Origin of the sequence: Synechococcus sp. R6-10, from assembly GCF_047461815.1 — a bacterium.
Taxonomy (GTDB): Bacteria; Cyanobacteriota; Cyanobacteriia; order Thermostichales; family Thermostichaceae; genus Thermostichus.
Genome location: NZ_JANSHW010000237.1, coordinates 1 through 5848, shown reverse-complemented (window position 1 = coordinate 5848; position 5848 = coordinate 1). Strand labels below are relative to the sequence as shown.

At 57.6% G+C, this 5848-nt stretch carries 6 protein-coding genes; 4 read left to right on the top strand and 2 right to left on the bottom strand.

Features of this window, described 5'->3' with window-relative positions:
• Positions 1–278 precede the first annotated feature (278 nt).
• Positions 279–863, top strand: coding sequence for a 6,7-dimethyl-8-ribityllumazine synthase (gene ribH, locus NW837_RS07510; RefSeq protein ID WP_414330323.1), 585 nt, complete (start codon positions 279–281; stop codon positions 861–863).
• On the opposite strand, the gene htpG is transcribed toward ribH, so the two are convergent.
• Together htpG and NW837_RS07500 are read right to left on the bottom strand one after the other, a co-directional pair.
• The gene (gene htpG / locus NW837_RS07505) at positions 857–2716 is read right to left on the bottom strand and encodes a molecular chaperone HtpG (RefSeq protein ID WP_414330320.1); all 1860 of its coding nucleotides are present in this window, start codon (positions 2714–2716) and stop codon (positions 857–859) included. The genes ribH and htpG overlap by 7 nt on opposite strands.
• Before the next feature lie 107 nt (positions 2717–2823).
• Positions 2824–4293 (bottom strand): LCP family protein, encoded by a 1470-nt coding sequence (locus tag NW837_RS07500; RefSeq protein ID WP_414330318.1) that lies wholly within the window; start codon positions 4291–4293, stop codon positions 2824–2826.
• Between NW837_RS07500 and NW837_RS07495 the strand changes: the two genes are divergently transcribed.
• The 3 genes from NW837_RS07495 to NW837_RS07485 all read left to right on the top strand — a co-directional run.
• Positions 4292–5041 carry a 4'-phosphopantetheinyl transferase family protein gene (locus NW837_RS07495; protein ID WP_414330316.1) on the top strand — a complete coding sequence of 250 codons (750 nt, stop codon included), beginning with the start codon at positions 4292–4294 and terminating at the stop codon, positions 5039–5041. The genes NW837_RS07500 and NW837_RS07495 overlap by 2 nt on opposite strands.
• A gap of 105 nt (positions 5042–5146) precedes the next feature.
• The gene (locus NW837_RS07490; protein ID WP_414330313.1) at positions 5147–5596 is read left to right on the top strand and encodes a plastocyanin/azurin family copper-binding protein; all 450 of its coding nucleotides are present in this window, start codon (positions 5147–5149) and stop codon (positions 5594–5596) included.
• Between the two features lie 66 nt (positions 5597–5662).
• Positions 5663–5848 (top strand): hypothetical protein (locus tag NW837_RS07485; RefSeq protein ID WP_414330311.1); only part of this gene is annotated, 186 nt, incomplete at its 3' end.

Below are 5848 nucleotides of genomic sequence, written 5' to 3'. Positions count from 1 at the left end.
TATTCGCCCAGGGTTGCGCAGCAATGGGAAAATTCTCCCCTGGCCAACAATTACCCGTTGATGTTCCTTCCCGCTTTTGAGTCAGCCCAGATGGTTGCCAAGGCGGGGTGGAAGTTGAATGCCAAGAGGGCCAGCAAGCCATCGTTTCGAGCAGTACCTCTGGGCATGAAGGCCGGGGCGTCTGCGCCGTGGCTCCCTCAGTGAATTAGGATGGGAAAGCGTGGTTTTGCCGTGTCGGCCCGCTTGTTCTTCTCTTGGGTAGATCTGGAGCAGCGTAGATGGCAGTTTACGAGGGCAATTTTGTTCAGACGGAGGATCTGCGTCTAGCCATTGTCATCGGTCGGTTTAACGACCTAATCACCGGCAAATTGTTAGAAGGGTGCCAGGACGCGCTGAAGCGGCATGGTGTGGATGTCGGCCCGGAGAGCAAGCAAGTGGACTACTACTGGGTGCCCGGCAGTTTTGAGGTGCCTTTGCTGGCTCACCAACTGGCCCAATCTCGCCGTTATGACGCCATCATCTGCCTGGGGGCAGTGATTCGCGGGCAAACTCCCCACTTCGACTATGTGGCAGCGGAGGTCTCCAAGGGCATTGCGGCGGCAGGATTTCGTACCGGCGTGCCGGTCATTTTCGGGATCATCACCGCCGATACCCTGCAGCAGGCTCTGGAGCGGGCCGGGGTCAAGAGCAACAAAGGTTGGGAATACGCCATGAGTGCCCTGGAGATGGCTACTCTGATGCGCCAAGTTGCCCCCGTGCTCCAAGGCAGCTACGGCCACAGCGGCAACGGGGCCGGATCCCGTCCGTCTCTGCCCGGTGGAGCGGAAGCCCTGCAGTCTACCCTGGACAGCGCTGCTTATTGACGACGGGTGAGGCGAGTCAGCACTTCGTTGGAACGCTGCACAAAGGCCCGCACGGCTGCCGGGTCAAAGCTTTTCTGGGTAATCAAAGCCAAATCGTAGATGTGATTGCAGATGAGGTGAACCAAGTCGGGATCCCGACCCTGATCGGCAAGAGACTGCAGGTTTTGGATAAGGGGATGGGCCGTGTTCAGAACCAGCGTGTGCTCTTCCAGAAACTCCAGCGGCTTTTGCTGGATGACGGCGTTGAGCTCCTGCAGGCGCCGCAGCGTCTCCGGCAGCAAGATCATGGCCGGAACCGACTCCGATTTAAGGGCTTCTGCTTGGATCTGCAACTTGTCTTTGCCCAGGGCTTGTCGGAAGAGATCGATCAACTTTTGGCTGCGGGTTTTTTGCGTGACCGGATCCACAATTTCGGCGGCTTTGTCTTTATCCACCAGCGTTTCGTCCAGCTCAGAGTCCACCCGCTTAAATTGGATCCCTTCTTCTTTGTATTCCCGCTCCAAAAAGCTGCTGAAGTGGCTGTCGATCCAGCTATCCAGCATGATCACTTCCAGTCCTTGAGAGCGGTGGAGATCGATGTAGGCGCTCTGGGCCGCCTCATCGGTGGCGTAGTAAACTCGCTTGTTTTGCTTGTCGCGGGTGCGCTCCAGGTACGCTTTCAGGGTCACATATTCGGGTTTGTCAGCAGGGGATCCGGCCACTCGGAAAATGAGAATATCCTTAATCTGGGCAAAGAACTTGTCGTTGTTCATCGCCCCAAACTTCATAAAGAGGCTGATGTCGGGCCAGACCTTGACGTATTTTTCGTAATCTTCCCTGTACAGTTCATTGAGACGATCCGCCACCTTTTTGGCAACGTGATCCCCAATGCGTCTTACGGTGCGGTCATTTTGCAAGAAGCTGCGAGAGACGTTGAGGGGAATATCCGGACTGTCGATGGCCCCCCGCAGAGGCAGGAGAAACTTGGGGATAACTTCCTCACAGTTATCTTGGACAAAGACTTGATTGCAGAACAGCTTGACTTGACCCTTGGTGGGATCAATATCCGGGCGCAACTTGGGGAAATAGAGGATCCCTTGCACGATGAAGGGATAGTCGGTGTTGATGTGTACCCAGAAGTGGGGATCCTCTTGGAAGGGGTAGAGGTAGCGATAAAACTCTAGGTAATCCTCATCTTTGAGTTCGGAAGGTGAAGTTCTCCACAGGGGCTTTTGCTTGTTGATCACTTCCCCGTTTAACTTGATGGGAACGGGGATGAAATCGCAGTATTTACGAACCAATTCCCGAATGCGGCTTGGCTCCAGGTATTCTTCATTTTCGGGGGTGATGTGAAGGGTAACGGTGGTGCCGATGCTGGAGCGCTCGGAATCGGAGAGGGTAAAAGTAGTGGTGCCGTCACAAGCCCACTTTACCGGCGTGCTGCCGGGCCGATAGGAGAGGGTGTCGATCTCCACCCGCTGCGACACCATAAAAGAGGAGTAGAATCCCAGACCAAAGTGGCCAATGATTGCTTGCTCTGCGTCTTTGCCCTTGTACTTTTGAATGAACTCTTCAGCGCTGGAAAAAGCCACCTGATTGATGTATTTTTTCACTTCCTCGGCAGTCATGCCGATGCCGTTATCGGTCACCGCTAGGGTCTTGGCCTCTTTGTTGAGGGCAATCGTGATCTCCGGCTCTGGGAGATCCGCCACTTCGCCGGCAAGGCTGGCCATCTTCAGCTTGGTGATGGCATCAGCAGCATTGGAGATCAGCTCCCGCAAAAAGATCTCTCGATCCGAGTAGAGAGACTGCTTGATGATGGGAAAAATGTTCTCGGTGTGGATGGTGATGGATCCCTGTTCCAGCACGGTCATAGGTGGCTCAGCACTCAAACAAGCTCAGTGCTAATCTACAGAGACCGAAAAGTCCCCGACAAGCAGGCTCTTTTTCGGAAATCCGCACTCGCAACCGAACCGGCTCTCTAGAGCTGAGCGGCTCCGGGCGGAGCTTGGGCTTGGCCGTTCCCATCAGTGGTGCGGAGCGCTTCATCCAAAGCAAGTTGTTGGGCCCAATCCTGGCCGATCCGAATGGTGACGTCGGAGTTGAGAACGCCGGTGGACTCTACCCGCATCTCTCCTAGGCCGATGGCGGCGCGGATCTGTTTAGCCCCCTCCCGATCCCCGCTCTGGGCGAGGATCTCCGTTTGCTGCAGCACCTGGGTGCTGTCTTCCACAGCAAAAGCATGGACGTATCCTTGTCTCACCAATTCTTGCACCATACGGCGGGCCATCCCCGGCTCTCCGGTTGCGTTTTGCACGGCTATGCGCAGGCGGTGTGGAGGAATGCGGGCTACCTCTGCCTCCAGGCCAAAGTGGGAGACGGCCACCCGTCGGATCCCGGCTGGATCCGGCAGCCAGTAGCTGGTGGAGAATTCTCCCGGCTGACTGAAGCGGCCCGGCAGCAGCACCAGGTCGATGCGATCGCCCCCAGAGGTGAGGACAAACTTGGCCAAGCTCAGAACCTCTTCCCAGGTGAGGTTGGTATCGAGGTTGGTGCGGACGACCTGCAAAATCTTCGGGATCCGCGGCCAGACAGCAGGGGAGAGCAGTTCCCGGCTCAGGGCCCGCAGCAATTCCTGTTGCCGTTGCACCCGACCGATATCCCCCAATCCCAGGTGATCGCGGCGAAAGCGGGCAAAGTGGTGGGCTTGTTCTCCATTGAGGCGTTGCCAGCCGGGCTCCAGGTGGATGAACAACTGCTGGGTGTGATCTGCGTACTGCATCGGTTCCGGCACGTAGATTTCCACGCCGCCCACCGCATCGATCAGCTCTTCCAGAGCATCGGTATTGAGGCGAATGTAGCGGTCAATCGGGATCCCACCCATCAAGTGGCTGACCACCTGGGCCGCCAGCGCCGGGCCCCCTGCCAAGTTGGCAGCATTGATCTTGGCCACACCAAAGCCAGGCAAGCGCACACGAGTGTCGCGGGGGATGGACAAAACGGTAATCCGCCGCGCCTGGGGATCAAAGCGGGCCAAGAGAATGGTGTCGCTGCGGGTGTGGAAGCGATCTCGCTCTGTGGGCAAGGGCAGGGTGGGATCCGGGTTGTCCGTGCCGAGAATGAGGATATGCAACGAGCGATCCAGAGCCGCAGCCCGTAAGGCATCAGGACGGAAGGCTTCTTGTTCTGCAGGAGTGAGGGAAGTTGGGATCACCTGACGGGGCAACATCACGGCCAAGAGGGCACCGGCAGAACCCGCCAACACAGCCGTGAACCCCAACAACAGCCAGAGGATCCCCTGACGAATGGCCTGCTGACGAGCTGCGCGGACACGGTCAGGACGGGGGGGATAGTGGAAGGAGGGCATCAGGTCAGACCAGGTCTCGCGAGCGCGTACAGGAAAGGGTGTACTGTCTGGGTGGTGTTGCCAACTCCACCAATTCAAGGCCATGTTACCCTATCCTCAGTTTTCAGAGTTGTCTGGATCCAACTTCAGCGAGGTAGCAGTCGCCACAGGGGGATCCCTGCAGCCGTTGTCGGGAAAGTCAGAGGTGCATCTTTGGCTGCAGACAGTCCCCCCGTTGGAGAAGTTGCTCCCCCAGCTCGGCCTTCTTTCCCCTGAAGAATGTCGGCGGGCAGAGCGTTTACAACTGCCGGCAGATCGGCGCCGCTTTCTGGCCGGTCGTCTTGGGTTGCGGAGCTTGCTTAGCCGCTACAGCGGCATTCCGCCCCAGGGGATCCCCCTCGACCACAGTTCTACCGGCAAACCCTACTGGCGGGATCCACCCCTGCCGCTGCAGTTTAACCTCAGCCACTCCCACGAGCGCGTCCTGATCGGCCTGAGATGGCAATACCGCATTGGAGTGGATCTGGAATGGGTTCGACCTGTGCTCCGCTGGCAGCGCATCGCCCAACGCTATTTTTCGGCTGCTGAGCAGGGCCGTTTGGCCAGCTGTCCAGCTCCAGAGCGGGATGCCCTTTTCTTTCAAATGTGGACACAAAAGGAGGCGCTCCTGAAGGGAACAGGCAGGGGTCTGGCCGGCTCCAGAGCTTTGGACGGGGACTCTTGCTGGGTAACCCTACCGCTTCAGGTTGCCGGTGGCTACGTCGCTGCGGTAGCCCTTGAAATGAGGGGCGAAATACCCGAAGACGGAGGGGAAGCCCTAACTGTGCGGCTCTACACGGATGTAGAGGGCTAGACAGCCGCAGCGGCAAAATCTCTCCACCCACCGCTCGAGCTGCTATCTTGAGTTTCCAAGCTACTCCCCTCAGCGGGAGAGAGTTTTTGATTCCATGGTGTTGCCATGTTAAGCAGGTTCTGTCGTTTCCTGGTGTTGGGAATTTGGCTATCGGTTCTCATGATTGGGATCCCTGGCCTGGCGCAGGCGCGGGATCTCTCCAGACAAACGCCGCAGGAGAAGGTGGTTGAGTTGGGCACTGCCGACAATCAGTTGGTGTTTGTGCCCAAGGAACTGTCTTTTCGCAACGGCAGCCTCTACCGTCTCCGCCTGAGCAACCCCAGCCAATTGAAACATTATTTCAGCGCCAAAGATTTTGCCGATGCCGTTTGGACCCGCAAGCTGGACGTGGCCGGCGTGGAAATCAAGGGCCAGATCCGAGAATTGGAACTGAAGCCAGGCGCTTCGGTGGAGTGGCAATTTATTCCCCTGAAATCTGGGGTCTATTCTCTGGTTTGCACCATTCCCGGCCATGCAGAAGCAGGTATGGTGGGGCAGATTACCATTGGCGATTGAGATCCTCTTCCTGGGCTACCCGGCCAAAAGGGGATAGAAAAGAGAAAGACGCTGCCAGGCCAATCCATGAAAAACCCGCTCACGCCCAAAGCCCTTCGCGCCACCGACGCGAACGCGGAACACTGGACTCGGCGACGCCAGGCAGCTTCCCCTCGAAAGAGCAGGCCCCCCCTTTCGGAGCGGATTGCTGGCTATGCCCTCGCGCTTCTCTCCCTCACTGCTGTCCACGGGATCCGCTACTACAACGAACCA